The organism is Methylomusa anaerophila (assembly GCF_003966895.1).
GTDB lineage: Bacteria > Bacillota > Negativicutes > Sporomusales > Sporomusaceae > Methylomusa > Methylomusa anaerophila.
Genome location: NZ_AP018449.1, coordinates 2,212,029 through 2,236,826 on the forward strand (window position 1 = coordinate 2,212,029; position 24,798 = coordinate 2,236,826).

20 protein-coding genes and 6 tRNA genes are annotated in these 24,798 nt (G+C 46.7%); all 26 read left to right on the forward strand.

Going from position 1 to position 24,798, the window contains the following annotated elements; genetic code table 11:
- Positions 1-21 precede the first annotated feature (21 nt).
- Positions 22-1,080, forward strand: coding sequence for an HD-GYP domain-containing protein (locus tag MAMMFC1_RS09890; protein WP_158618722.1), 1,059 nt, complete (start codon positions 22-24; stop codon positions 1,078-1,080).
- A gap of 268 nt (positions 1,081-1,348) precedes the next feature.
- Positions 1,349-2,101 (forward strand): 23S rRNA (guanosine(2251)-2'-O)-methyltransferase RlmB, encoded by a 753-nt coding sequence (gene rlmB / locus MAMMFC1_RS09895; RefSeq protein ID WP_126308364.1) that lies wholly within the window; start codon positions 1,349-1,351, stop codon positions 2,099-2,101.
- A complete protein-coding gene (locus tag MAMMFC1_RS09900; protein ID WP_126308365.1) occupies positions 2,098-3,459 on the forward strand; it encodes a VanW family protein in 1,362 nt (453 codons plus the stop codon). The genes rlmB and MAMMFC1_RS09900 overlap by 4 nt, the downstream gene beginning before the upstream one ends.
- Before the next feature lie 176 nt (positions 3,460-3,635).
- Entirely contained in the window at positions 3,636-4,154 is a 519-nt protein-coding gene (locus MAMMFC1_RS09905) for an NYN domain-containing protein (RefSeq protein WP_126308366.1), read from the forward strand.
- 145 nt (positions 4,155-4,299) lie between these two features.
- The gene (gene sigH, locus MAMMFC1_RS09910; protein ID WP_126308367.1) at positions 4,300-5,040 is read left to right on the forward strand and encodes an RNA polymerase sporulation sigma factor SigH; all 741 of its coding nucleotides are present in this window, start codon (positions 4,300-4,302) and stop codon (positions 5,038-5,040) included.
- A 151-nt stretch (positions 5,041-5,191) separates the two neighbouring features.
- Entirely contained in the window at positions 5,192-5,656 is a 465-nt protein-coding gene (gene brxF / locus MAMMFC1_RS09915; protein ID WP_126308368.1) for a BREX-3 system P-loop-containing protein BrxF, read from the forward strand.
- 27 nt (positions 5,657-5,683) lie between these two features.
- Positions 5,684-6,781: a 6-phosphofructokinase gene (locus tag MAMMFC1_RS09920; protein WP_232035760.1), complete on the forward strand. Its 1,098-nt coding sequence runs from the start codon at positions 5,684-5,686 to the stop codon at positions 6,779-6,781.
- 280 nt (positions 6,782-7,061) lie between these two features.
- Positions 7,062-7,793 carry a DUF421 domain-containing protein gene (locus tag MAMMFC1_RS09925; RefSeq protein ID WP_126308369.1) on the forward strand — a complete coding sequence of 244 codons (732 nt, stop codon included), beginning with the start codon at positions 7,062-7,064 and terminating at the stop codon, positions 7,791-7,793.
- 187 nt (positions 7,794-7,980) lie between these two features.
- Complete coding sequence (locus tag MAMMFC1_RS09930; RefSeq protein ID WP_126308370.1) at positions 7,981-8,781, forward strand: undecaprenyl-diphosphate phosphatase; 801 nt, start codon at positions 7,981-7,983, stop codon at positions 8,779-8,781.
- A 385-nt stretch (positions 8,782-9,166) separates the two neighbouring features.
- Positions 9,167-9,628, forward strand: a complete 462-nt coding sequence (locus tag MAMMFC1_RS09935) for a chemotaxis protein CheX (protein ID WP_126308371.1) — start codon at positions 9,167-9,169, stop codon at positions 9,626-9,628.
- A 141-nt stretch (positions 9,629-9,769) separates the two neighbouring features.
- Positions 9,770-9,845: transfer RNA gene (locus tag MAMMFC1_RS09940), tRNA-Thr, on the forward strand.
- 15 nt (positions 9,846-9,860) lie between these two features.
- Positions 9,861-9,945: transfer RNA gene (locus MAMMFC1_RS09945), tRNA-Tyr, on the forward strand.
- An 18-nt stretch (positions 9,946-9,963) separates the two neighbouring features.
- Positions 9,964-10,039 (forward strand) — tRNA-Met (locus tag MAMMFC1_RS09950).
- Between the two features lie 194 nt (positions 10,040-10,233).
- Positions 10,234-10,309 (forward strand) — tRNA-Thr (locus MAMMFC1_RS09955).
- 5 nt (positions 10,310-10,314) lie between these two features.
- Positions 10,315-10,391, forward strand: a tRNA-Met gene (locus MAMMFC1_RS09960).
- A 336-nt stretch (positions 10,392-10,727) separates the two neighbouring features.
- Positions 10,728-11,930, forward strand: coding sequence for an elongation factor Tu (gene tuf, locus MAMMFC1_RS09965; protein WP_126308372.1), 1,203 nt, complete (start codon positions 10,728-10,730; stop codon positions 11,928-11,930).
- 242 nt (positions 11,931-12,172) lie between these two features.
- Complete coding sequence (gene rpmG / locus MAMMFC1_RS09970) at positions 12,173-12,322, forward strand: 50S ribosomal protein L33 (protein ID WP_126308373.1); 150 nt, start codon at positions 12,173-12,175, stop codon at positions 12,320-12,322.
- A gap of 43 nt (positions 12,323-12,365) precedes the next feature.
- Positions 12,366-12,441, forward strand: a tRNA-Trp gene (locus MAMMFC1_RS09975).
- Positions 12,442-12,465: 24 nt separating this feature from the next.
- Positions 12,466-12,681 carry a preprotein translocase subunit SecE gene (gene secE, locus MAMMFC1_RS09980; protein WP_126308374.1) on the forward strand — a complete coding sequence of 72 codons (216 nt, stop codon included), beginning with the start codon at positions 12,466-12,468 and terminating at the stop codon, positions 12,679-12,681.
- A gap of 41 nt (positions 12,682-12,722) precedes the next feature.
- Positions 12,723-13,262, forward strand: coding sequence for a transcription termination/antitermination protein NusG (nusG, locus tag MAMMFC1_RS09985; RefSeq protein WP_126310551.1), 540 nt, complete (start codon positions 12,723-12,725; stop codon positions 13,260-13,262).
- Between the two features lie 43 nt (positions 13,263-13,305).
- Complete coding sequence (gene rplK / locus MAMMFC1_RS09990; protein WP_126308375.1) at positions 13,306-13,731, forward strand: 50S ribosomal protein L11; 426 nt, start codon at positions 13,306-13,308, stop codon at positions 13,729-13,731.
- A 118-nt stretch (positions 13,732-13,849) separates the two neighbouring features.
- On the forward strand, positions 13,850-14,554 hold the full coding sequence (rplA, locus tag MAMMFC1_RS09995; RefSeq protein WP_126308376.1) for a 50S ribosomal protein L1: 705 nt from the start codon (positions 13,850-13,852) through the stop codon (positions 14,552-14,554).
- Positions 14,555-15,024: 470 nt separating this feature from the next.
- On the forward strand, positions 15,025-15,555 hold the full coding sequence (rplJ, locus tag MAMMFC1_RS10000; RefSeq protein WP_126308377.1) for a 50S ribosomal protein L10: 531 nt from the start codon (positions 15,025-15,027) through the stop codon (positions 15,553-15,555).
- Positions 15,556-15,837: 282 nt separating this feature from the next.
- The gene (rplL, locus tag MAMMFC1_RS10005) at positions 15,838-16,215 is read left to right on the forward strand and encodes a 50S ribosomal protein L7/L12 (protein ID WP_126308378.1); all 378 of its coding nucleotides are present in this window, start codon (positions 15,838-15,840) and stop codon (positions 16,213-16,215) included.
- Between the two features lie 443 nt (positions 16,216-16,658).
- A complete protein-coding gene (rpoB, locus tag MAMMFC1_RS10010) occupies positions 16,659-20,477 on the forward strand; it encodes a DNA-directed RNA polymerase subunit beta (protein WP_126308379.1) in 3,819 nt (1,272 codons plus the stop codon).
- A gap of 22 nt (positions 20,478-20,499) precedes the next feature.
- Entirely contained in the window at positions 20,500-24,483 is a 3,984-nt protein-coding gene (rpoC, locus tag MAMMFC1_RS10015) for a DNA-directed RNA polymerase subunit beta' (protein ID WP_126310552.1), read from the forward strand.
- The last annotated feature ends 315 nt before the right edge of the window (positions 24,484-24,798 follow it).

The window sequence follows — 24,798 nt, forward strand, 5'->3', positions numbered from 1 at the left end:
GCTGTAAAAGGAGGGTCATACGTGCGGCGGATATTAAAGGAAAATGTTGCTGCCGGTATGAAACTGGCTCAGGCCATATATGGCTTAAACGGCCAAGTCGTATTGGGCAGCGGCGTGGAATTGACTGATAGCCATATTGCCAGGCTTATCGATATGGATATCACATATATCTACATAGAACCTGACGAACAGCAGTTGATTGATCCCAACGACAAAGAAGCGCAAGCTGCTAAAGCTGAGATTATTAATGCGGCTTATCAAGCTCTGGATGAAGTGGAAGTGGGCAAGTATGTTGATACAAAAGCGACTAAGGAAAAAGTTATAGAATTGCTCACTGAGTGCTGCATGCATAAGCAGATTCAGCCGCTGTTCGTTGAAATGCGAAAATGCAATGATTACTTATTTAAGCATGCTGTAAGCGGGTACTTTTTCGCCATGATGATGGGTATGAGTGGAGAACTCACAGGAACAAGACTCAAGGAATTGGGGTTGGGAGCTCTCCTAAGAGACGTGGGAATGGTTAGCATACCCAGAGAAATAATCAACAAGCCCGGAAATCTTACTCCCGCAGAAATGAGTGAGGTAAAGCGGCACGCTGAAGCCGGATTTGAAATACTACGCCAAAATCCGGATATCAGCCTAGTATCGGCCAATTGCGCCTTGCAGCATCACGAACGGTACGACAGCAGCGGTTACCCCAGGGGAATCGGGCAGGATCAGATTCATGAGTTTGCGCAGATTACCGCCATTACCGACGTATATTCGTCTATGACTGCAAACACTCCTTACCGGAAGGCTTTATCAGTTTACAATACATTAGCTATTATTCAAAAAACCGGTTCAACCTACTTTCATCCGGATATGGTAAACAGTCTTGTGGCGAATGTTGCCGTGTTTCCCGTGGGGGCGACTGTCCGTTTGAACAACCGGTATACCGGGATGATAAAAGGATATGCCGATGAAACTAAAACCAAGCCTATCGTTACGGTTGTTGCGGACGATCAGGGGCATCGAATCAGCGAGAAGGTAATTATCGATGTAAGCGTCAATCCTAATCGGTTTATTATTGAAGTTTCTTAATTTTGGAGTATCAGGACCGTGAACTCTATTATAGACGGCAGATGGTGATGTCTGCCGTTTATTTACTATGCATACATTGTTGTATGAGGTAATATGAAGGTATAAACCGGTTTCTATAAAATCTTCTATAAAATTAAGATTGCGGGTCTTCTAAAAGCATGCTTTGTTAGTAATCGCTTAAATATTGTAGTAAGAGTCAGGGAGCCAGGGTTGGTTTGCGGCTCAAGATGACAGAATAGAATCAAAGACGATGCAGGGAGTGGTTGCGATGTGTCAGAACGATGAAATCATTACCGGGCGAAATAGTGTCATGGAGGCACTAAAATCCGGGCGGGCCGTTAACAAGATATTGGTAATAAAAGGAGAAAAGTATGGTTCGATCCGTGAGATCATCAGTCAGGCACGGGCTATGGGGCTGGTAGTACAGGAGGTAGACGGGACTAAACTGGATCAGATGTCCGGCGGGACAAAGCACCAGGGAGTAGCAGCCATGGTAGCGCCTGTAAGTTATGTGGAAATGGAAGATATTTTGGCAAATGCTACAAATCATAATGAGACGCCCTTTCTTGTCCTGCTGGATGAGCTTAACGACCCGCATAATGTGGGGGCTATATTACGCACTGCTGACGCTGCCGCTGTGCACGGCGTGCTGATTCCCAAACGGCGTAGCTGCCCTCTCACTCAGGTGGTAGCAAAAACTTCCGCCGGCGCGGTAGAGCATGTTCCGGTTGCGCGTATCGGCAATGTGTCTCAGACGCTGGAATCTCTGAAAAAGCAAGGGCTTTGGGTAGTTGGGGCCGATATGGACGGGGAAAAGAATTACTACGAAGCCGATCTAACCGGACCTATTGTCCTGGTGGTTGGCAATGAAGGAGAGGGAATGGGGCGGCTCACCAAAGAAGCGTGCGATTTTCTGGTTCGCATACCGATGCGCGGGAAAATAACTTCCCTTAATGCTTCTGTAGCTTGCTCGCTGCTCATGTATGAAGTGCTTAGACAGAGGGAGGTGAAAGGACAGTGAAGCGCCGGGTGGTATTGCCGGCGGCTATCTTAACGATTTTGATTTTAGCGGGACTGGGGTGGATGCTCCGGCCTTTGTTCGCTAGTGAAGTCTATGCCGGCGTAACGGTAGCCAATATTGATGTGGGTGGAAAAACTTGCGATGAGGTGGCGCAGATTTTGCTGATGTGGCAAAAAGATCACCTTGACAAGCCTATCCTCTTATCCCATAATGATCTGGTATTTCGCCTGGAACCGCAAAATATTGATTTTAGTATTGATGCGGCATCTACGGCGGAAACGGCCTGGAAATTTGGGCGTGAGGGCTCCTGGTGGGAGCGGCTGAAAAATATTCGTCACGCCAAGCAGCAAGGCTATTTAGTACCACTTAAAATCAAGTATAATGAAAACAAGTTAGATGATATATTCCGTCAATTGCAAGAAATGGTTGAACAGCCGCCCCAGAATGCTACCCTAAGTCTGTTAAAAGGCGGTTTAGTGCCTGAACAGGCAGGCAAACAACTGGACATACCTCTTCTTAGGGATCAGGTGCTGGCGGCGTTAAACCGTCTGGAAGCAGGCAGTATATCATTGCCGGTCAAAGCCGTAAACCCCGATATAACCGCCGCCGATATTGCTGAAAATAACATTAAGGAACCTATTTCTGTCTATACCACTACTTTCAGCCCTGAAGATGTTAACCGCACAGCTAACATTAAACTGGCAGCCCAGAAAATTAATGGCTGGATGATACATTCCGGGCAAGTTTTTTCCTTTAACGATATAGTAGGTCCAAGAGAAAAGCCGCAAGGATTTAAGGAAGCCATGGAAATCATCAATGGTGAATTTGTCCCCGGAATTGGCGGTGGCATTTGTCAGGTTTCGTCCACCTTGTATAATGCTGTGCTGATGGCCGGGCTGGATATCGTAGAAAGGACAAATCACTCCAAGCCCCTGGTCTATGTCCCATTGGGGCGGGACGCTACGGTAGTTTACGGCCTTCTGGACTTTAAATTTCTCAATAACAGTTCGGCGCCGCTGATGATAATGGCGGAAACTTCAGGCAATAAACTTTACATAGGCATATTCGGCCAGCGATCGCCGGAAAAAACCATAGAAATAGTCACTGCCGAAAAACAGACTATTGAGCCCACAGTGATAAAAAAGGCTGACCCCGATTTGCCTATGGGGGGCAGCAAAGTGGAAAAGCAAGGAAAACCCGGTTATGAGGTAACTACAATCCGGCTGACGCGTGATGCAACGGGCCACGAAATAAGACGTGAAGTGTTGTCAAAAGACCGCTATTTGCCTGACAACACAGTTATGAGGGTAGGGCTGCAAGCGAAACCGGTTCAGAAGGCGGATGACAGTAAGGACTAGTAGTCTGTAAACCCTAATTCTATAGTGTTCTTGCGAGATCTTTTCCGTCTTGCTTTGTTGTCGTCGCCTTACATATTCCCGATATGCGCGCCTCCTCCGCCTCGCAGGACGAAAAACCTCTCGCAATTCATCCTATAGCTTTAGAGTTTACAGACCACTAGAAATGGAGCAAGTACATGGAAATACTGATTGTGGACGGCTATAACGTCATCAATGCCTGGCCTGACCTTGTTGCTGTAAAAGACAATCTGGAATATGCCCGTGATAAACTGGTGGACATACTTATGGAATATGGTGCATATAAAGGGTTTAAGACGGTTATCGTCTTTGACGCCCATTTGGCGGCCGGGAAGGATCAAATTTATGGCATGGCAGGTAATGTAGAGGTGGTATTTACCAAGGAAGGAGAGACTGCTGACAGTTCAATCGAGAAAATGGTATACTATCTTGTGCGCGGGGGAGAGCGGGTCTATGTCGTAACCTCAGACGCCGCTGAACAAATGATGGTCATTGGCGCGGGAGCTTGTCGCCTCTCCGCCAGGGAACTGAAAGCGGAGGTTGCCGCTGTCAAAAAAGAGATCCAAGACAACATGGCCGGAAAGCTTTTGCCGCAGAAGCGCTATGAAATAGGAAACCGTCTCGATCACGAACTGGTGCGGCGGCTGGACGCCATACGCCGCGGCGGCAAAGCCTGAGACCCGCGACTAAGGGCTTGACTAAGTAATTGTGAGCAGTTATAATTTATGTGACAAGACATGCACCGTTGGTAGCGGCACTAATCGCTTTAGTGCATTTTCTTTTTCTATAACAACAAAATAAAACTAGTATGGGGGCGATGCGATGCGGGTTAATACTCAACGCGATCAATACAGTTGTTTTGATAATTTGACCGATGAAGAGATTGTATTTGATGCCAAAGATAATGACAACATGGTCGCTCTGGAGTATTTGATAAACAAATACCGCAACTTCGTTCGGGCGAAAGCCAGGTCATACTTTTTGATTGGCGCTGAACGGGAGGACATTATTCAAGAAGGTATGATTGGCTTGTATAAAGCTATTCGCGATTTCCGCAATGACAAGCTCTCGTCATTCCGGGCTTTTGCCGAGCTATGCGTTACCCGGCAGATTATTACGGCGATTAAGACTGCTACCAGGCAAAAGCATATACCGCTCAATTCATACGTATCTTTAAATAAGCCGATTTATGATGAAGACTCTGATCGTACGCTCCTGGATGTGCTTTCAGGTTCAAAAATTACCGATCCTGAGGAATTGGTAATCAATCGCGAGGAGTTTGTTGATATTGAAGAAAAAATGGGCGAGATTCTAAGTGACCTTGAGTGGAAAGTGCTTATGTCCTATCTTGATGGCAAATCCTATCAAGAAATAGCTATTGAACTGGACCGTCATGTGAAATCCATTGACAACGCCTTGCAGCGGGTAAAGCGCAAACTGGAACGGTACCTGGAAAACCGTGGGGACGATACTGATATCCGTGGAATGTACAAGGGTTTAACAGGTATGGGTAAGGATAGTCAGCTTAATTTGACCGATTTTGGCGATGTTTGTGACGAATAGCTGAACTAATAGCATAGTAATAATAGTAATAATTGAAATGGCACCTAATACCGGTGTCATTTTTGCTTTTTTGCAAAGGAGATAATTGGTCGATTAGAGAATAAGAAAATATAGCGTGTAACATATAGACTTATTATAAGGGGGATGCGATATGGAGGTAACTATTACCCATGTGGTTGAGAGTGTACGTGAAGTGGGGAAAAAAGGGGAGCGACTGGTAATTATCGCCGGGAAGCCGGGCAGCGGCAAAAGTAAAATCATGCGTGAATTATCGGAAATGCGCGGGTGGGTATATGTTGACAGCAAGACGCTATTGACCGACGAGTTATTTGAAATGTCGCCAAAGGCGCGCGCCGGTGAAGCAGCCAACATTATGGACGAAGTCTTGGAACAAAAGAGCGCCGATGTGATATTGTTAGACAATACGCAAGTGCTCTTCGCGCCTGTGCTGCAAGTTAATCCGTTAACCTTGTTGCGCCGGCTGAGCCAAAAACAAACCGTTGTGGCCGCTTGGCCGGGCAGTTTCGAGAACGGAGAACTGGTGTACTCCGGGAATATGGGATCAGAACCTGTTTCTTATTCCGGTGAAGGGTTGAAAGTTGTCGCCATCAGTTAAAATACATTTCGGATAGGGGGTGATTATGTGGTCGCAAATGGAAATATTCAGACAATAGCCGTATTGACCGGCGGCGGAGACTGTCCGGGACTCAATGCTGTAATTCGGGCCGTGGTAAAGACTGCATTAGGTGCGGGAATGAAAGTGTGGGGAATCCAGAATGGTTTTGGCGGTATGGTAGAAAATCAGATGATTGCCATGACGGATCAGGCGGTGTCGGGTATATTGCCCCGGGGCGGCACCATTTTAGGGACAACCAATAGAGATAATCCATTTCATTATCCTCAAAAGCGGGGTAATGAAATCGTTTATGAAAACATGTCGGAACAGGCCCTTGCCAATCTGCGGGAAAAGAGGATTGAGGCCTTGGTAGTAATTGGCGGCGACGGCACTCTGAAAGTCGGATCTGACTTTCAGGCCATGGGATTAGCGGTTGTGGCTGTTCCCAAAACCATTGATAATGACATTCCGGGGACAGAGAGAACTTTCGGTTTTGATACGGCGGTTGCCACAGCTACCGATGCCCTTGACCGGTTGCATACCACTGCTGAATCTCACCACCGGGTTATGGTCCTGGAGGTCATGGGGCGTTATGCCGGCTGGATTGCCTTGCATGCCGGCATGGCCGGCGGCGCTGACTGCATATTGATTCCCGAAATACCCTTTGCCATCGAACCGGTGATTGCTAAGATCAAGCAGCGGCAAGGCAACGGCAAAAGGTTCAGCATTGTCGTAATAGCCGAAGGTGCATTCCCCCGTGGTGGCCAAGTATCCGTTTCCCGCATAGTGGAAGGCAGCCATGAAAAAATACGTTTGGGCGGGGCCGGCGAAAAACTGGCCAGGGAAATTGAAGAAATCACCGGGATTGAATCCCGCTGCACTGTTTTGGGACATTTGCAGCGCGGCGGAAGCCCCACGGCATTTGACCGGGTTCTTTCCACCCGGTACGGTGTTGCGGCAGTTCAGTGCATAAAAGATAACGTATTTGGCCATATGGTTGCCCTCAATAAAAATCAGATCATCCGCATTCCTATTGAAGAAATAGCCGGCCAAGCCTACAATGTTCCCCTTGATAATGAGCTGCTTTTGGCGGGGCGGGCCATAGGGATTTGCTTCGGCGATTAGGCGATTTAATACTCGGCTTAAAGGTGGGAACTGCTAATAAACCGTCATCTGCGTCGTTGCTCCTGCGATCCTCACTCCAGCGTACAACCAGTACGCCTCCGTTCCGGTCCTCGTCGCGCCTAGACGGTCTGACTATGATAGTAGTAGAACCGTAATTAGCAAACTCGTTGCAACAAGCTTTTTTCATATGCAACGGTATCTAACGATTTCTTAGCAGTTCGAGATATTTGATAACCTGAGCACCGGGCGAATAATAAACCCCGCTGTCGGATCACACTATGTGGTAAATGATGGCGGGGTGATATTTTTGGATACTCTGGGCATAACGCTGTTCAGGGTCGTTGTAAGTATGATGATGCTCCTGGTAGTAATGCTCGCTATTGGGCATCGATCCATGGGCGAGATGAGTCCCTTTGATTTTATCATCTCTATTACTATCGGGGCGGTGGCGGGGGCGTTAATCATCGACCAGCGAATTGAAATTCTCACTGGCCTGGCTGCGCTTTTCGTTTTAGGTATGATGCAGATTATAGTTGACTGGCTGGTAATCAAATTTCGCGCACTTAACTATCAGTTAAACTTAAAGCCCGTTGTTATGGTGGAGAAGGGGCAAATCTTAAAAAAAAACCTGCGTAAGGCTCGCATGCCGGTAGAAAGCCTGCTTCAACTCCTGCGGGAAAAAGATGTATTTGATGTTACTATGGTAGAACTGGCTATATTGGAACCCCACGGTAAACTAAGCGTCTTAAAAAAAGCCGAACATGCCCCGATAACACCAGACCAGGTAAATATAAATGTTCCGCCTAACAGTATTTTGATACCCGTCATTCTGGAAGGAAAATTGCAGGAAGATACTTTACAAGGCATGGGATTTTCGTCGCAGCAGATTGAAGAATTCCGCAAGCAGCATGAAGACAAAATTCATGAGGTTTTCATCGCATTTATGGATCAAAACAAACGGGTACATATTATAGCAAATAACGTTAAGGAGCAAGGAATATTTTTACATTAATCCGGTTTTCTTTTTCTGTTTCCATGTCTGACCCTTTGACGTGAGGCAAAATATGGTAGTATAATAAGGGAGTGACTATTCAGGAAGCGGGAGTCAGGAGATGGAATGGAAGAACGGCCTCGCCGAAACATTCTGAATTCTGAATACGGAATACTGAATACTGATTCTGAGACAGGACGTGACAACTGTGAATGAAAATGTTATTGCCGTAATTATCGGTATAGTAGAAGGTTTGACCGAGTATCTACCTATCTCTTCCACCGGACATATGATTTTAGTTGGATCTCTTCTTGGATTTGAAGGGGAAAAAGCCAGCGTGTTTGAAGTCTTTATTCAGCTTGGCGCTATTTTGTCGGTTTTGATTCTATATCGCGATAAGTTTTTGCATATGATAACTCCTAGGCGGACTGGAAGCGACGGTAATGAGCTAACGTTAATCCATGTATTGGCTGGAATTATTCCTGTAATGATAATAGGTTTTCTGTTACATAAGCCGATCAAAGCTTATCTTTTTTCTCCTTATACTGTAATTATCGGTTTGGTAGCGGGCGGAGTTCTCATGCTGGTCGCTGAGAAATATTTCTCAAATCCTCGTACCAAAGAAGTTGACCAGATGAGCATTTCCCAGGCTTTTTTTGTAGGTTTGTTTCAGATACTATCTCTTTGGCCTGGTTTTTCCCGGTCAGGGTCGACCATAGCAGGAGGCTTATTTTTCGGAATGAGCCGTAAAGCTGCCGCCGAATTTTCCTTTATTATCGCTGTGCCTTTAATGTTCGTTGCCTGTGTTTATGATCTCTTAAAAATATTGGACAAGCTAAGTATAGATGATTTGACTATGATCGCCATTGGCTTTGTGGTTGCGTTTATTACTGCGTATCTTTCAATTGTTTGGTTTTTGCGATTCTTAAACAAGTCAACTCTGGCTTCCTTTGCCTACTATCGCTTTATTGTTGCCGCTGTGTCATACTATTACTTTTTCTGGCGGTAACGGCAACAGAAAACGCCTAAGGCTGCATTTCAGCCTAGTGTCTTGACCACATTATCTTTTTAGTTTGATGACGGACAAAATAGCAAATGGCGGCGTCAGCCCCTCCTAGCAGACCCCTTCCAGTATGCGTCGTCGGGTCTTCCTTGCCCTTTGCCATTTTGTCTCGCCCTAAAACTAAAATATAACATGGCCAAGACACTAGGCGTTTTTTTATGACAATTAATTTAAGTAATTGGTAAAAAGATCCGAAAATCAAGATGTACGATTGATATAGAATTGGCATATTATACCGGAATAAGCAAAAAAATAACAGCGGATCCAGCTGCACATGTGAAATTTTGATCTTAATATCTTAATATGGATTAGTTTATAGGAGGTGGCAAGTATGGATGTAAAGTTGATTAATCCCTTTGTTGACGCAGTAGCAGCAGTGATGCCGCAATTAGGATTCGCCCAAATTTCCCGTGGCGGCTTGTCTGCCGGTGATCAGTACGTGACCAGTAAAGGTCTGACCGTAGTTGTAGGAGTCACAAATGCCCTTACAGGAAGTATTGCCTACAATATGACGGAGGACACAGCCAGAAAGATAGCGTCTACCATGATGATGGGAATGCCGGTCGCCGCTTTGGATGATATGGCGCAAAGCGCTATTTCCGAGATGGTTAATATGGTTACTTCGAATGCTGTGACCAGCCTGGGAAAAATGGGGGTCGTGGTAAAATTATTGCCGCCAGGTTTAGTAGTTGGGGACAATTCCAAAATAAAAGTGAGTGAATCAAAATTTTTGGCGATTGAGATTATGGTCGACTCTGAGCGGTTGGAATTGAATTTTGGATTGGGGACCTAGAGTAAACCGACCACTAGTTATGAGCTTAATTAAGGATGTATTTGCCTGCAAAAAAAAGTTGACATAGCAATTTTGATATTATATAATAAATTTTGTCACTGAGGCGAGGGCCTCGTTTGCGGTGACTAAAAAAAGGCAAGTGCTGGCGTAGCTCAATAGGTAGAGCAGCTGACTTGTAATCAGCAGGTTGGGGGTTCAATTCCTCTCGCCAGCTCCACTTCCACTATATTTTGGAGGGATTCCCGAGTGGCTAAAGGGAGCAGACTGTAAATCTGCCGTCTTTGACTTCGGTGGTTCGAATCCACCTCCCTCCACCAGTCACTCATCTCACTCATCGCGGGGTGGAGCAGTTGGTAGCTCGTCGGGCTCATAACCCGAAGGCCGCAGGTTCAAGTCCTGCCCCCGCAACCATCTAAAATTATCTGGTCTTAAATCACCCCAACTGCAACTATGTATTGTTTCTGCCACCTAACCGTAAAACGGGCTTAGAATGCCCAGATGCGAGGCGGCAGTGAGGATGTGCAGCGCAGCGTACATAAGAAGTACGCAAGCGAGCGTCCGAACGACAACGAAGCAGATGGGCGTTCTAAGCCCGTTTTACATTTGCTGGTGTAGCTCAGTCGGTAGAGCGTATCCTTGGTAAGGATAAGGTCACCGGTTCAATCCCGGTCACTAGCTCCATTTACGGCGGCGTAGCTCAGTTGGCTAGAGCATGCGGTTCATACCCGCAGTGTCCGGGGTTCAAATCCCTGCGCCGCCACCAAGTAACGAAAAAATCTTGCAGTTTAACTGTAAGATTTTTTTATTTTTGTCTCAAAATTTGTAACTTTTCAGGAAGGTAAAAATAGTTGATTTATCTACACTTTAGCAGAAAGTAACTTGAATTTTTCACAGTTGAAAACGCTGGCGCCCGTGTTTATACCCCGTGCTTTGCAGGAATTTTTTGAGTGAGATAGAATATTCTAACTTTATAGAACCGCGAAGTATCTTGATTTATTTTTGCAAATTATACGACTTATACGACTTATACGACTATCAGTTGCAGAAACATGAATAAGCTTAGTTTTAATTAGTTTCCATAAGGAGGCAGTCTAAGTAAATGGCTAAGAAAAAATTTGAAAGAAACAAACCCCACGTTAACATTGGTACAATTGGTCACGTTGACCATGGCAAAACATCCCTGACCGCTGCAATCACTCTGACATTGTCCAAACACGGCGGCGCAGAGTTCATGGCTTATGACCAGATTGACAAAGCCCCGGAAGAAAGAGAGCGGGGGATTACCATTAACACCGCTCACGTTGAGTATGAGACGGCAAAGCGTCACTATGCCCACGTCGACTGCCCGGGCCACGCCGACTACGTTAAAAATATGATTACCGGTGCTGCGCAGATGGACGGAGCCATCCTGGTTGTATCCGCAGCCGACGGGCCGATGCCGCAAACCCGTGAGCACATCCTCCTGTCCCGCCAGGTAGGTGTGCCGGCGATGGTTGTGTTCCTAAACAAATCTGACCTGGTTGACGATGCCGAACTGATGGAACTGGTTGAAATGGAAGTTCGTGAACTTCTCTCCAGCTATGAATTTCCCGGGGACGACATTCCGGTAGTAGCCGGCTCGGCCGTAAAGTGCCTGGAGTGCGGGTGCGCTAAGCCGGATTGTGAATGGTGCGGCAAAATCCATCAACTGATGGAGCAAGTAGATAATTATATTCCGACACCGGAACGCGATACCGACAAAACCTTCCTGATGCCGGTGGAAGACGTATTCACCATTACCGGTCGCGGTACAGTTGCAACGGGCCGTGTAGAACGGGGCACGGTAAAAGTAGGGGACACCATTGAAATCGTAGGTATGAGCGATAAACCAAAATCCACGGTAGTAACGGGTGTGGAAATGTTCCGCAAGCTGTTGGATTCGGCAGTAGCCGGCGATAATATCGGCGCCCTGCTGCGCGGAGTTGAGCGGAAAGAAATCGAGCGGGGCCAAGTCTTGGCTAAACCCGGTTCCATCAAACCCCATACCAAATTCAAATCGGAAGTATACGTATTGTCCAAAGAAGAAGGGGGCCGCCACACGCCGTTCTTTAACGGCTACCGGCCGCAATTCTACTTTCGTACCACCGACGTAACCGGAGTGGTACACCTGCCGGAAGGTGTGGAAATGGTAATGCCGGGTGACAATGTGCAAATGGCCATCGAGCTCATCACCCCCATTGCCATTGAAGAAGGTCTGCGGTTCGCCATCCGTGAAGGCGGCCGTACCGTAGGCGCCGGCGTGGTAACCGCTATTTCCGAATAGTGAACCAAACGCTTGCATAATATTGAATAGATTGGATATAATTGATAAAGCGGGGGACAAACCCCTGCTTTATTTTATTTAAAAATTAGGCTTATAATTAGTGACATGCCCGAGGCTGTGGGCTATTGACACGCCGGTATAATTATGCTAAATTGTATTAGTGACCTTACAAAAAGTTATCAAAAAAGTTGTCAAAATTAATTGTTTGAGCTATTATATTACTGGTAAGAGAGGTGTACGCCATGCGCAATGCAGTAACATTGGCCTGTACTGAATGCAAACAACGCAATTATCAGACCAATAAAAGCAAAAAAAACGATCCGGATAGATTGGAATTCAACAAGTATTGCAAATTTTGCAAAAAACATACTGCCCATAAAGAAACAAAATAATTATCGGATGGTTTCGTAATCATAAAAAGAATGCCTATAACGTAGGGGTATAGCTCAATTGGTAGAGTAGCGGTCTCCAAAACCGTTGGTTGTGGGTTCAAGTCCTACTGCCCCTGCCAGCACTTTGAACGGGATGTGAAATTATGGCAGCCCAAGAAACTGCAGTTACAGGCGGTACTGCGCGCTGGAAAAAGTTTTTTCGGGAAGTTAGAGCCGAATTAAAAAAAGTAACTTGGCCGACCCGGCAAGACTTAATCAATTATACAGGAATAGTTTTTGTTTCTGTCGTCGTCGTAGCGGCTCTAATTTGGGTAATCGACAGCATACTTACTCAAATACTTAAAGTTCTTATCAAGTAGACTAAGGGGGTAGGGGGCGTTTGGAACGTCCCTTGAAGGCAATGGAATCCGAAAAACTCGAAAAGCATTGGTATGTAATTCATACTTACTCCGGGTACGAAAACAAGGTTAAAGCCAATCTGGAAAAGAAAGTTCATTCCATGGGGATGGAAAATGAAATTTTCCGAGTGCTTGTGCCTATGGAAGATGAAGTGGAAATGAAGGATGGCAAAAAGAAAATTGCCAAGAAAAAAGTATTTCCCGGGTACGTACTGGTTGAAATGATTGTTACCGACCGGTCCTGGTACGTTGTGCGAAATACCCCGGGGGTAACTGGCTTTGTCGGTTCGGGTACCAAGCCTATTCCACTCAGCCAGACTGAGATAAAACACATCCTTAAGTCGATGGGAATAGAAGAAATTAAACCGAAAGTTGATATTGAGGTTCAGCAGCTGGTGCGTATCACCTCCGGCGCTTTCGAGAATTGGACAGCCACAGTGACCGAAATTAATCCTGACCGGGGTAAACTAAAAGTACTTGTAAACATGTTTGGTCGGGAAACGCCGGTTGAGCTGGATTTTTCACAAGTTGCAAGAACATAAATATATTTGTAAATATATTGTTTGATATAAGGGGGTGTAATATATGGCCAAAAAAGTGGTAAAACTTGTAAAGCTTCAAGTTCCTGCCGGTAAAGCTACGCCGGCGCCTCCCGTAGGTCCGGCCCTAGGCCAGGCAGGTGTCAATATCATGGCTTTCGTTAAAGAGTTTAATGAAAGAACAGCCAGTCAGGCCGGCTTAATTATTCCAGTTGAGATTACGGTTTTTGAAGATAGATCTTTTACCTTCATTACTAAAACTCCGCCTGCCGCTGTGCTTCTAAAGAAAGCAGCCGGTATTGAAACAGCATCCGGTGAACCCAACAAGAAAAAAGTTGCCAAGGTTGCTCGTGCCAAAGTTCGCGAAATTGCAGAATCGAAGATGCAGGATCTCAATGCTGCCAGCGTAGAGGCTGCAATGCGGATGATTGAGGGGACAGCCAGAAGTATGGGGATTGATATTGTTGACTGAAAAAGCTACTGAACAAATGTAGCAAATGTAACAAACAATCATTATGATGCTTTGTAAGGGGGATGCCCCGGTGGGAGGATTTGCACTTCCGTTATTACCACATTAGGAGGAATATAATATGTCGAAACACGGTAAAAAGTATCAGGAAGCAGCAAAGCTTATTGATGCCGATAAGCTGTACGATCCTGATGAAGCTGTAGAGCTGGTTAAGAAGACAGCTAGCGCCAAGTTTGACCAAACTGTGGAAGTTGCTGTCAAGCTGGGCGTTGATCCCAAACACGCTGACCAACAAGTACGTGGTGCAGTTGTTCTGCCTCATGGTACAGGTAAAACGAAACGGGTTTTAGTATTTGCCAAAGGTGAAAAAGCCAAAGAAGCCGAGAGTGCCGGGGCTGATTTTGTCGGCGCCGAAGACATGGTTGAAAAAATCCAGGGGGGCTGGACGGATTTTGATGTGGCAGTAGCTACGCCGGATATGATGGGCATGGTAGGACGTCTTGGTAAAATTCTCGGACCCAAGGGTTTAATGCCAAACCCTAAAGTTGGTACGGTTACCATGGACCTGGCACGTGCCCTTAACGAGATTAAGGCCGGCAAAATAGAGTACCGCACTGATAAAGCGGGAAACATTCATGCGCCTATTGGTAAGGTATCCTTCGACGGCGAAAAACTGCTGAAAAACTTCCGCACCCTGATTGATACATTAATTAAGGTTAAACCCGCTGCGGCTAAAGGTCAGTATATGCGGAGCATTTCCCTAAGCGCTACGATGGGACCCGGCGTAAAGGTTAACCCGTTGAAAGCTTCTGAGAAAAAAGAATAGATTCTAGATTATCAAATGCACGAAATGCTTAGAAATCGTTAGATACCGTTGCATATGAAAAAAACTTATTGAGTATCAACTTGATAATCATTTATGATCAATCATAGTCAGACCGTCTAGGCGTGACGAGGACCGGAACGGAGGCGTACTGGCAAGTACGTTGGAGTGAGGACCGCAGGAACAACGATGCACCGTCGCCTACGAGACATTCGATATGGCACCTGGTTGGCAGTAAACATGCTGCAAGGGCATCGGGATGGCGGTTTATAAGCATTTCCCGACTTAAAGTGAATAGGTAACAAAGGCTATAGACAGTAGGCACTGAATAGGTTTAATAAGCTATTTGAAAAAATGGCTTGCCTGCCGAGGCCGGGGATTTGGCGACGTGACGTATGCGTTTCGAGCGACCTCCGGTTTTTACTGCCGTGGGGTCGCTTTTTAATGTACTTTAGCTAAGGAGGTGTAAATAGATGGCTGTAATACAGGAGAAACAGCAAATAGTTGCGGAACTTAAAGAAAAGCTGGCTAACACCAAAGGAGCGGTTTTGACCAACTATCGCGGCTTGACTGTTGCTCAGGACACTAAACTTCGTTCCAAATTGCGGGCGGCTGGCGTTGAATACCGGGTTATTAAAAATACAATGACTCGCATCGCCGCCCAAGAAGCAGGCATTGAGGGTCTCGAAGCCTACCTGGAAGGACCTACTGCAATCGCTATTTCTTCCGTGGATCCGGTTGCGCCCGCCAAAGTTATTTCTGAGTTTGTAAAAGAAAACAAGTTACAGGCTCTTGAAATTAAAGCTGGCATAGTAGAGGGAAAAGTAATTGACGTCAATGGCGTAAAAGCTCTTTCCAGTCTCCCGCCGAAAGAAGTGCTTGTCGCCAAAATCCTGGCAGGTATGCAGGCTCCGATTGCCGGTTTCGTCAATGTTCTTTCCGGTACTTTGCGCAATCTTGTATATGCGCTTGATGCCGTACGCAAACAGAAAGAATCGGCTTAAGCTCTTCTTACCTAAAAAGCTTATCTATTTATCAAATGCCGCGAACTGATTAGAAATCGTCGGATACCGTTGCATATGAAAAAAACTTATTGAGTATCAACTTGATAAGCATTTATAATCAATCATAGTCAGACCGTCTAGGCGCAACGAGAACCGGAACGGAGGCGTACTGGTTGTACGTCGGAGTGAGGATCGCAGGAGCAACGACGCAGATGGCGGTTTATAATCAGTTCCCAACCTAAAAGTAAATAAATTATATGAAAGTATATGGAGGTACGTAAGATGAATAAAGAACAAATTATGGAAGCTATTGAACAAATGACAGTACTGGAACTGTCTGAACTGGTTAAAGCTCTGGAAGAAAAATTTGGTGTATCGGCCGCTGCTCCTGTTGCCGTAGCGGCTGCCCCTGCTGCCGGCGGCGCTGCCGCTCCTGCTGCTGAGGAACAAACTGAGTTTGACGTTATTCTGACCAGCGCCGGTGGTGCTAAAATCAACGTTATCAAAATTGTTCGCGAAGTTACAGGTCTCGGCTTGAAAGAAGCCAAGGATCTGGTTGACGGCGCTCCCAAACCCGTTAAAGAGAAAATACCCAAAGCTGACGCTGAAGCTCTCAAAGCTAAGTTCGTTGAAGCCGGCGCTTCCGCTGAGATCAAGTAATTCTTATTAAAAACTATTGTTAAAAGAGCACCTAACACCTTTGGTGCTCTTTAATTTTGAAGAACGTTTAAAATATAAAATCTAAAAAAATTTTTAAATTTTAAATTTAAAAATTTTTTTTATAAAATAAAGAAAATTTCTTGACATATTTATTTAAAATTGATACCATTATATATTGCCGTACATATTTTTTTTATAAATTTATCCAAAAAATTATTGCATTGATAGTATAAGACATGTATTGGCAGGAAATAGTAATATAATGGAGGATGAAAGGGAAGTTCATCGTGGATATAAGCAAGGTCCTTGCCCAAAATGAAGAGCCTTGCTTGTTTTGTATTTTACCTATCTGCGGACTTATTATTTGCTTAGCGCAGACAGAGTATGCTGCACTTTGTCAGATACTAAGGCCAGCGAATCATGGCTAAGGGGTGAAAGGGTTAATGTTTAATCCTGTTCCGGTGGGCAAAAGGGTCAGGTACAGCTACGCGAAAATCAACGAGGTGCTGGACATGCCCAACCTTATTGAAATTCAAAAGAACTCTTACAATTGGTTTCTAAAAGAAGGACTCCAGGAAATATTCCATGATATTTCGCCCATTCAGGATTTTACCGGTAACCTGGTATTGTCATTTGAAAATTTTAATCTGGGTGAGCCAAAATATGACGTGGAAGAATGCAAAGAGCGTGACGTAACGTATGCTGCGCCGTTGAGAGTAAGTGTCCGGTTGTTTAACAAAGAGACGGGAGAAATCAAAGAACAGGAAGTATTTATGGGTGATTTCCCGCTCATGACCGACAACGGCACCTTTATTATTAACGGCGCCGAGCGGGTTATTGTCAGCCAGTTAGTACGTTCACCGGGTGTATACTATGGCGAAACTATCGATACTACCGGCAAAAAACTGTACAATGCTACTGTTATTCCCAATCGCGGGGCTTGGCTGGAACTGGAAACCGATTCCAACGACGTTGTATCGGTAAGGGTCGACCGTACTCGTAAAATACCTGTCACTGTGTTAGTTCGCGCCCTGGGCTATGTATCTAACGGTGCGATTACAGAGCTGTTTAATGATGACGTACGCATCCGGGCCACGCTGGAACGTGACAACACCGATTCACGGGAAGAAGCCCTGGTAGAGATTTATAAGCGTCTTCGTCCCGGTGAGCCGCCGACGGTTGAAAATGCCGCTCAGCTTCTGGAATCTTTGTTTTTTGATTCCAAGCGCTATGATTTAGCTACAGTTGGCCGTTATAAATTAGCTAAGAAATTAGGGTGGCGCCGCCAACTTTTGGGCAAAACCCTTCACCAGCCGCTGGCAGATTTGGAGACAGGTGAAGTGATTGTTCCTGAGGGTACCGTAGTTGACGAAGATGTGATCCAGAAGATTGCCGCCGCCAGAATATTTGAGGGCGAAGGCATTCATGATATAAAAATACAGCAAAAAGACGGCGGTGTTGCCAAATTAATATTCAACTCTATCTTGCCATATACCCATCGCACCATTACCCGGGAAGACATAATCGCTTCAATTAGCTACCTGTTAAATTTGATGGACGGCCACGGCTCAACGGATGATATCGACCATTTGGGCAATCGTCGGTTGCGTTCTGTGGGTGAACTGCTCCAGAACCAGTTTAGAATCGGCTTGGCCAGAATGGAGCGGGTGGTTAAAGAGCGGATGACTATCCAAGATGTTGATGTAATTACACCGCAAGCTCTCATCAACATTCGGCCGGTTGTCGCCGCCATTAAGGAATTTTTTGGCTCCAGCCAGCTTTCCCAATTTATGGACCAAACCAACCCGCTGGCTGAACTGACGCATAAACGTCGTCTTAGTGCCCTGGGACCGGGGGGACTCAGCCGCGAGAGAGCGGGTTTCGAAGTTCGCGACGTTCACCACTCACACTATGGCCGAATGTGCCCAATTGAGACCCCGGAAGGACCAAACATCGGTCTCATCGGTTCTTTGTCCACATTCGCCAGAATTAACGAGTTTGGCTTTATTGAGACACCGTATCGCAAAGTGAACAAACATGAGCGAAAAATAACGGATGATGTTGTATACCTGACTGCTGATGAGGAAGACGAGTTGATTATAGCCCAAGCCAATGAAGAAGTTGGTGAGGACGGCTGGTTTAAGGAGCCGCGTGTAACCTGCCGCCGCAAACACGATATTCTCGTTGTTCCCGCGGAACAGGTGGATTGCATGGACGTATCCCCTAAGCAGGTTGTATCGATTGCAACTGCTATGATTCCGTTTCTCGAGAATGACGATGCCAACCGGGCCCTTATGGGCGCCAATATGCAGCGACAAGCCGTACCGCTTCTGAGAACTCAGGCGCCGCTTGTCGGTACCGGCATGGAATATAAGGCTGCCAGGGATTCCGGGGTAGTGGTGCTGGCAAAAAATGCCGGGATAATTGAGAAAGTGACTGCCAATGAGATTCATATCCGTACCGAAAATGGCGGGCTTGATACTTATAAACTTTTAAAATATCTAAGATCCAACCAAGGCACCTGTATCAATCAGAAACCCATTGTTTATAAAGGCGAGAAGGTAATTAAAGGCCAGGTTTTGGCGGACGGACCTTCCACCGACAAAGGCGAATTGGCTCTGGGTTACAACGTATTGGTAGCGTTTATGCCCTGGGAAGGTTACAACTACGAGGATGCCATCCTGTTAAGCCAGGATTTGGTTAAAGAGGATGTATTTACCTCCATTCACATTGAGGAATACGAGTGTGATGCCCGTGATACTAAATTAGGACCGGAAGAAATTACCCGGGACATCCCCAATGTAGCGGAAGATGTGCTAAAAGACCTGGATGACCGGGGCATTATCCGTGTGGGAGCCGAAGTAAGGCCAGGGGATATTTTGGTCGGCAAGGTTACACCTAAAGGGGAAACCGAGCTTACAGCCGAAGAACGTCTTCTCCGGGCGATATTTGGCGAAAAAGCAAGGGAGGTACGGGATACCTCCCTGCGTGTACCTCACGGTGAAGCAGGAAAAATTGTCGACGTTAAAGTCTTTACCAGGGAAAATGGCGACGAATTGCCGCCAGGAGTCAACCAGTTGGTGCGTTGTTATATCGCGCAGAAACGAAAAATATCCGAAGGCGATAAAATGGCGGGGCGTCACGGCAACAAAGGTGTCGTTTCCCGAATTATGCCGAAGGAGGATATGCCTTTCTTGCCTGATGGCACCCCGGTTCAGATTGTATTGAATCCGTTGGGCGTACCGTCACGGATGAATATTGGTCAGGTATTGGAAACCCATCTGGGTCGTGCGGCCGCCGCTATCGGCATGCAGGTCAGAAACATGGACCCCACCCTGGGGGACAGACTCCAGGAGGTTGGCTATAATCTGGCCAAGAACGGCCTGCCGAAACCGGATATTGCCGGTGTGCATCTGGCAACTCCGGTATTTGATGGCGCCACAGAAACAGAGGTCATTAAGACCTTAAAAGCTGCCAGGCTTTCTGAGGATGGAAAAAGTATACTCTATGACGGACGCACCGGGATGGCTTTTGATAATCCGGTAACCGTTGGTTATGTATATATGCTGAAACTGGCCCATTTGGTAGACGATAAAATTCATGCCCGTTCTACCGGACCATACTCTTTGGTTACCCAACAGCCGCTAGGCGGTAAGGCCCAGTTCGGCGGTCAGCGTTTTGGCGAGATGGAAGTTTGGGCGCTGGAAGCCTATGGCGCGGCTTATACCCTGCAAGAACTTCTTACCGTCAAATCTGATGACGTAGTAGGACGTGTCAAAACCTATGAGGCGATTGTTAAGGGTGAAAACGTGCCTGAGCCGGGTGTCCCCGAATCTTTCAAGGTTCTTATCAAAGAACTGCAAAGTATCGGCTTAGATGTCAAGATATTGTCTGAAGATGCGCAAGAGATTATGATCCGTGAATCAGATGATGATGTCCATGAAACGGCTAAGGAACTGGAACTTAGCTTAGGCGGCGGCGACACATCCCCGCCATCGCCGCATGAACGAAAAACTTCGGATCTTGAAGCCGATATGATTGACGAATTCGATCTGGAACCACTGGAAGAAGAACTTGATATTATTGCCGAAATCGGTGAAATGGAAGCTGATAGCCGTACAAGTCCGGACGAGGATTTCGATTTTTCGGTGAAGAAGGCGAGTACTGCCAAAAAGCTAAAGGAGAAGGAAAAAAAGTCTAATTCCCCTGATTATCTGCCCGATTTAGACGATTTGGACGAGGATCCGGAGGATCTTGACTAGTTTAGAAGGGAGCGATAACCCCTTGTTGGACGTAAATAACTTCGATTCAATGCGTATTGGATTGGCTTCGCCGGAACAAATTCGTAAATGGTCCCATGGTGAAGTAAAAAAGCCCGAAACCATAAATTACCGTACCCTTAAACCGGAGCGGGAAGGTTTGTTTTGTGAAAAAATCTTCGGTCCAACCCGTGACTGGGAATGTCATTGCGGTAAGTATAAGCGTATACGCTATAAAGGCATCATTTGCGACCGCTGCGGTGTTGAAGTAACTCGTTCCAAGGTGCGCCGCGACCGGATGGGTCATATTGAGCTGGCTGCTTCGGTTTCACACATTTGGTATTTTAAAGGTATCCCCAGCCGGATGGGTCTTATTCTGGATATTTCGCCCCGCTCACTGGAAAAAGTGTTGTATTTCGCTTCTTATATCGTAATTGACCCCGGCGATACGCCGCTCATGAAAAAGCAACTCTTAAATGAAAATGAATACCGGGAGAACCGCGAGAAATATAGCAACGCTTTTAAGGTTGGAATGGGCGCTGAAGCTATAAAAAAACTTCTGGAAGAACTTGATCTGGAAAAACTTAGCCGGGAACTAAGACAAGAGCTTAAAGAAGTCAGCGGCCAGCGGAAAATCAGAGCCATTCGCCGGCTGGAAGTTGTGGAGGCATTTCGCAAATCCGGCAATAATCCTGCCTGGATGATTATGGATGTTGTTCCTGTCATTCCGCCGGAGCTTAGACCGATGGTTCAACTGGATGGTGGACGATTTGCCACTTCCGACTTAAACGACCTGTATCGTCGTGTAATCAACCGCAATAATCGCCTAAAGCGTTTGTTGGATCTGGGTGCGCCGGATATTATCGTCCGCAACGAAAAGCGTATGCTGCAGGAAGCGGTCGACGCTCTTATTGATAATGGTCGCCGCGGTCGTCCGGTTACCGGACCCGGCAATCGTCCGCTAAAGTCTTTGAGTGACATGCTAAAAGGCAAGCAAGGACGCTTCCGCCAAAACCTTCTTGGTAAACGGGTTGATTACTCCGGCCGTTCGGTTATTGTGGTTGGTCCTGAACTCAAACTGCACCAATGCGGCCTACCCAAGGAAATGGCATTGGAACTCTTTAAACCCTTTGTTATGAAAAAACTGGTGAATGCCGGTCACGCTCATAATATCAAGAGCGCCAAGCGAATGGTTGAAAGGGTAAGACCGGAGGTTTGGGATGTACTGGAAGAAGTAATTAAAGAACATCCGGTATTATTAAACCGGGCGCCGACTCTTCACCGTTTGGGTATTCAAGCGTTTGAGCCGGTATTGTCCGAAGGCCGGGCCATTAAGATTCATCCGTTGGTATGTACTGCATATAACGCCGACTTTGACGGAGACCAAATGGCGGTTCATGTGCCGCTTTCGGCGGAAGCTCAGGCGGAAGCCCGGATGCTGATGCTATCGGCTCATAACATCTTGTCGACAAAAGACGGCAAACCGGTTGCGACGCCTACCCAGGATATGGTTTTAGGTTCTTATTACCTTAGTATTGAAAAAGAGCCTGAAGACGGTAAATGCAAATACTTCGCCAATATCAACGAAGCTTTGCTGGCCTACAATCATGAAGTCATTAACCTGCATGAGAAAATGGTTGTTCGGATGAAAGATTTCGGCCGGGTTCATACCACCGTTGGCCGGATGATCTTTAATGAAGTGCTGCCGCCTGAACTCAGGCATTATGAGTATAAAGACGGTGAATGGCATCTGGGCAAGCTGATGGATAAGAAACAGCTTGGTAAACTTGTAGCCGATTCCTACCGTAAGTTCGGCAACGCCAAGACAGCCGTCGTACTTGACGGCGTCAAGCGGTTAGGTTTTTCTTTTGCTTGCCGGGCCGGTGTGACCATTGCCATATCTGACATTATTATTCCCGGGGAAAAGAAGGATATATTGGCCGAAACCGAGGATAAAGTTGACACTATCGATAAGCAGTACCGCCGTGGTCTCATAACCGAAGATGAGCGGTATAAGAAGGTTATCGACTTGTGGACCAAGGCTACGGACGACGTAACCAGCGCCTTGATGAATACACTTGACCGTTTCAATCCTGTATACATGATGGCCAACTCCGGCGCCCGCGGCAACATTCAACAAATACGTCAGCTTGCCGGTATGCGGGGGTTGATGGCTGATCCGTCAGGCCGAATTATTGACTTGCCGATTAAGGCTAATTTCCGCGAAGGTTTAACCGTGTTGGAGTACTTTATTTCAACTCATGGTGCCAGGAAAGGCCTTGCCGATACCGCGCTGCGGACGGCGGACTCCGGTTACCTCACCCGCCGCCTAGTGGACGTAGCCCAGGATGTGATAGTCCGGGAAGAAGACTGCGACATAGTTAGCGTCAACCTGGTGCGGGAAAGAGCCCGTCTCGCTCAATCCAGCGCCGGCGCCATCGGCATGTTGAAAGACACATTGATTGGCCGTATTTTGGTTCAAGATGTATTTGATCCCAAGACAGCTGATTTGCTTCTGGCGCAAGGAACACTGCTTAATGATGATAACCTGCGCTTAATCGGTGAACATGGTGTGCCTGAAATCATCGTTCGCGGAGCATCCGTAGATACCGAAGAAGGTAACGCCGCTGCCGTTGCTGAAACCATTTCGCTGGGTGAACCGGAAGAAAAGGTTCGTATGGCTCTGAAAGAGGCTATGATTAGGGAAATGCTCGGCAAAAATACAGTTGACGCAGTCAAAGACTACGCCGGCGGGGTGCTTGTCCCGGCCAACACGCTGCTTACGGAAGAACACATTGAAGCCATATTAGCCAGCGATGCGCGGGAAGTAAAAGTTCGTAACAACAACATAAAAGGTATCGAAGTTGAAGCTATAACGGAAGGTACCGGTGTGATTGAATCCTTGAAAGACCGGATTGTCGGCCGCGTTTGTGCGGAAGAAATTGTAGACCCCAATACCGGTGAAGTTATCGTGCATGCCAATGATGAGATTACAGAAGAATTGGCCGATCAAATTGTGGCAGTCCGCAAGAAAGTTTCTATTCGCTCCGTTCTTACCTGTCGTTCCCGGTTTGGCGTTTGCATAAAGTGCTATGGCCGCAATTTGGGTACCGGCCATATGGTTGATGTAGGTGAAGCCGTTGGTATCATCGCCGCACAATCCATCGGTGAACCTGGTACTCAGCTTACCATGCGAACCTTCCATACCGGTGGTGTTGCCGGCGATGACATTACCCAAGGTCTGCCGCGGGTTGAAGAATTATTTGAGGCCAGAAAACCTAAGCGCCAGGCAATTATTACCGAAGTGGCAGGCAAGGTGGAGATTAAAGAAATTAAGGGCATGCGCCGGGCTACCATTTATCCCCAGGATGCATCTTTGGGGGAAGAGCGTGCATACCAAATCCCATATGGGGCAAGACTTATTGTTAATGACGGCCAGCTGGTAGAGGCTGGCGAACGTCTCACCGAGGGCGCAGTCAATCCCCATGATATCCTCAGAGTGCGTGGCCTTAAGGACACACAGCGGTACCTGGTGTATGAAGTTCAAAAAGTGTATAAGTCCCAGGGGGTTGAAATTAACGACAAGCATATTGAGGTTATGGTCCGTCAAATGCTCCACAAAGTAAAAGTGGAAGAAGCAGGTGATACCTACCTCCTGCCGGGAGAGTACATTGACATTAACACCTTTGAGGAAGAGAACGCCAGGGCTATCGAGGCAGGCGGCGAACCTTCCGTCGCTCGTCCCATTTTGCTTGGTATTACCAAAGCATCTTTAGCCACCGATTCATTCCTGTCGGCAGCTTCCTTCCAGGAAACTACCCGTGTCCTTACAGAAGCCGCTATCAAAGGCAAGGTAGACCCGCTGCTTGGACTGAAAGAAAATGTTATTATCGGTAAGCTAGTGCCTGCCGGTACCGGTATGAGCCGCTACCGTAATATCCGTATCAAATCTCAAGCAGTTCCCCAGGAAGTTTCTCAGTCATGCCCGCCAGTGCCGATTAATAGCTAGGTCGCTAAGCCGGGGATTGACCTCACAAGGTCAATCCCCGGCTTGCGCTCTTTGGTCTAAAAGGGGGGGAACTGCTTATAAGGCACCATCTGCTTCGTTGTTCCTGCGGTCCTCACTCCGGCGTACAACCAGTACGCCTCCGTTGCGGTCCTCGTCACGCCTCGCATCTGATACCTTCTAAGCAGTTCGAGGCAAATCAAGGTTGATGCTAAGAGTAGTTTTTTGTTTGAAAAAACTTTAGTTAATGCCTAAAGTATTTTTCAACATCAAACCCTAATCCCCCGAGAATGATGACTTTGTTTGATGAGCGCCAGG

What these genes read in the sequence shown, in the direction of transcription:
- rlmB (WP_126308364.1), top strand. Translation starts at nt 1,349, where the DNA reads ATGTGTCAGAACGATGAAATCATTACCGGGCGAAATAGTGTCATGGAG.
- MAMMFC1_RS09905 (WP_126308366.1), top strand. Translation starts at nt 3,636, where the DNA reads ATGGAAATACTGATTGTGGACGGCTATAACGTCATCAATGCCTGGCCT.
- sigH (WP_126308367.1), top strand. Translation starts at nt 4,300, where the DNA reads ATGCGGGTTAATACTCAACGCGATCAATACAGTTGTTTTGATAATTTG.
- brxF (WP_126308368.1), top strand. Translation starts at nt 5,192, where the DNA reads ATGGAGGTAACTATTACCCATGTGGTTGAGAGTGTACGTGAAGTGGGG.
- MAMMFC1_RS09935 (WP_126308371.1), top strand. Translation starts at nt 9,167, where the DNA reads ATGGATGTAAAGTTGATTAATCCCTTTGTTGACGCAGTAGCAGCAGTG.
- tuf (WP_126308372.1), top strand. Translation starts at nt 10,728, where the DNA reads ATGGCTAAGAAAAAATTTGAAAGAAACAAACCCCACGTTAACATTGGT.
- rpmG (WP_126308373.1), top strand. Translation starts at nt 12,173, where the DNA reads ATGCGCAATGCAGTAACATTGGCCTGTACTGAATGCAAACAACGCAAT.
- secE (WP_126308374.1), top strand. Translation starts at nt 12,466, where the DNA reads ATGGCAGCCCAAGAAACTGCAGTTACAGGCGGTACTGCGCGCTGGAAA.
- nusG (WP_126310551.1), top strand. Translation starts at nt 12,723, where the DNA reads ATGGAATCCGAAAAACTCGAAAAGCATTGGTATGTAATTCATACTTAC.
- rplK (WP_126308375.1), top strand. Translation starts at nt 13,306, where the DNA reads ATGGCCAAAAAAGTGGTAAAACTTGTAAAGCTTCAAGTTCCTGCCGGT.
- rplA (WP_126308376.1), top strand. Translation starts at nt 13,850, where the DNA reads ATGTCGAAACACGGTAAAAAGTATCAGGAAGCAGCAAAGCTTATTGAT.
- rplJ (WP_126308377.1), top strand. Translation starts at nt 15,025, where the DNA reads ATGGCTGTAATACAGGAGAAACAGCAAATAGTTGCGGAACTTAAAGAA.
- rplL (WP_126308378.1), top strand. Translation starts at nt 15,838, where the DNA reads ATGAATAAAGAACAAATTATGGAAGCTATTGAACAAATGACAGTACTG.
- rpoB (WP_126308379.1), top strand. Translation starts at nt 16,659, where the DNA reads ATGTTTAATCCTGTTCCGGTGGGCAAAAGGGTCAGGTACAGCTACGCG.